Origin of the sequence: Methylobacterium sp. CCH5-D2, assembly GCF_001556475.1 — a bacterium.
In the GTDB taxonomy this organism is placed as follows: Bacteria; Pseudomonadota; Alphaproteobacteria; order Rhizobiales; family Beijerinckiaceae; genus Methylobacterium; species Methylobacterium hispanicum.
The window spans coordinates 1-1,848 of record NZ_LSIX01000241.1; the positions used below are offsets into that span (position 1 = coordinate 1).

Annotated in this window: 2 protein-coding genes; both read right to left on the reverse strand. The window is 71.1% G+C overall.

From position 1 onward, the window contains the following. Window positions 1–129 precede the first annotated feature (129 nt). Window positions 130–792, reverse strand: coding sequence for a DUF1007 family protein (locus AX737_RS06315; RefSeq protein WP_066919922.1), 663 nt, complete (start codon window positions 790–792; stop codon window positions 130–132). Between the two features lie 237 nt (window positions 793–1,029). Continuing rightward, entirely contained in the window at window positions 1,030–1,758 is a 729-nt protein-coding gene (locus tag AX737_RS06320; protein WP_082772918.1) for an amino acid ABC transporter ATP-binding protein, read from the reverse strand. Window positions 1,759–1,848 lie beyond the last annotated feature (90 nt).

The following is a 1,848-nucleotide window of genomic DNA, read 5'->3' on the forward strand; positions in this document are numbered from 1 at the left end:
GGGCGGCGATGGTCGGCGCCACGAGCCAGGCCAGCGCGGCAACGAGGAGACCCGCTGCCGCCACGGCACCCGCGACGAGGGCGAGCCGCAGGACCGGGCGCCCCCGCGGCGGCTCGGAGACCGCGACGCCTACGGACACGCGACGAGGACCCGCTGGGCGAACTGCACCCCGTAGGTGGAGGCGGCGGTGAGCGCCTCGAAGAAGGCCTCGGTCATGCCCGGCTTGCCGGCCTCGGCGGTCTTGGTCTCCGGCGCCTTGGGCCGGGTGATCGTCGCCGCGCAGCCGGCGGGCGCACCCGCGAGCTTGGCGGCGTCGGCGCCCTCCGCGAGACCGAAGGAGACGAAGTAGGTCGGATCGTAGACCTCGAGCGCGAGGACGCCGCGGCCCTGCGTGACCGGCGCCTTGAGGGGCAGCAGGAAGCTCATGGTGAGGGCGTCGCCCTCCATCGCCATGCGGGGCTCGGCCGGATCGGCGAAGGCCTGCTCCTTGCCGCCGACCTTCAGCTTGGTGAAGTAGCCGAACTCGGCGAGCCCCTTGGTGTTCTCGGCCGCGAGGTCCGCGAGTTCGTCCGGGGTGAGCTTGCCGTCGCCGTTCTTGTCGAGTCCCTGGGTCACGAAGGCCGAGTAGGCCGGGTCGAAGCTCCAGCTGTGGCGGATGCCCGTGACCTGGCCCGAGGCGTAGGCGACCTCGGCCCTGGCCGTCACCCAGACATGCGGGTGCGCCGCGGCCGGGGTGATCGCGAGGGCGAGGAGCGCGGCGAGCGCGAGGAGGGCGGGCGCGGCATTCGGCATCGGGTCGGACGCTCGCGGGCTCTGGTGAAGGATCGGTTAACGCCGATGCGCGCGCTCTGGGGCGAAAGCGAGGCGTTCCGATCCGTCAGCCCGGGATCCCGAAGGGCCGGAGGTCCGTCGGCGGGGTCCTGGAGCAGCGCTCCGGGATCGGCTCTGCCGAACCGCCAGGGCCGGAACCAGACCCCTTGCCTGGACCCGCGAGAGGCCTCGGGCCTCTCGGCACCGGGACCGCGCCTCTCAGTGCTGGAGGATCTTCGACAGGAAGGTCTGGGCGCGCTCGGAGCGCGGCTTCCCGAAGAAGTCGTCCTTGTGGGCGTCCTCGACGATCTCGCCGCGGTCCATGAAGATCACCCGGTCGGCGACCTTCCGGGCGAACCCCATCTCGTGGGTCACGACCATCATGGTCATGCCCTCCTTGGCGAGTTCCACCATCACGTCGAGCACCTCGCCGACCATCTCGGGGTCGAGCGCCGAGGTCGGCTCGTCGAACAGCATCACCACCGGGTTCATGGCGAGTGCCCGGGCGATCGCCACGCGCTGCTGCTGGCCGCCCGAGAGCTGGCCCGGGAACTTGTGGGCGTGGGCCGAGAGGCCGACGCGGGCCAGGAGATCGAGGCCGCGCTTCTTCGCGTCCTCGCCGCCGCGGCCCAGCACCTTGCGCTGGGCGATGGTCAGGTTGTCGGTGATCGAGAGGTGCGGGAACAGCTCGAAGTGCTGGAACACCATGCCGACGCGGGAGCGGAGCTTCGGCAGGTTGGTGGACTTGTCCATCACCTTTGTGCCCGCGACCGTGATCTGGCCCTTCTGGAAGGGTTCCAGCGCGTTCACGGTCTTGATCAGCGTCGACTTGCCCGAGCCGGAGGGGCCGCAGACGACGACCACCTCGCCCTTGGCGACGCTGGTGGTGCAGTTCGTCAGCACCTGGAAGTCGCCGTACCATTTGCTGACGTTGTCGATGGCGATCATCGTCTCGCCCGTGCGGGCGACGGGCGCGACGAGGTTGCCCTGCTGCAGGCCGGCATCCTGCGGTGCCTGGCCGGCGGGGGCGGCGGGGGT

Coding starts and splice junctions, on each gene's coding strand:
- AX737_RS06315 (WP_066919922.1), bottom strand. CDS start 792: ATGCCGAATGCCGCGCCCGCCCTCCTCGCGCTCGCCGCGCTCCTCGCC.
- AX737_RS06320 (WP_082772918.1), bottom strand. CDS start 1,758: ATGATCGCCATCGACAACGTCAGCAAATGGTACGGCGACTTCCAGGTG.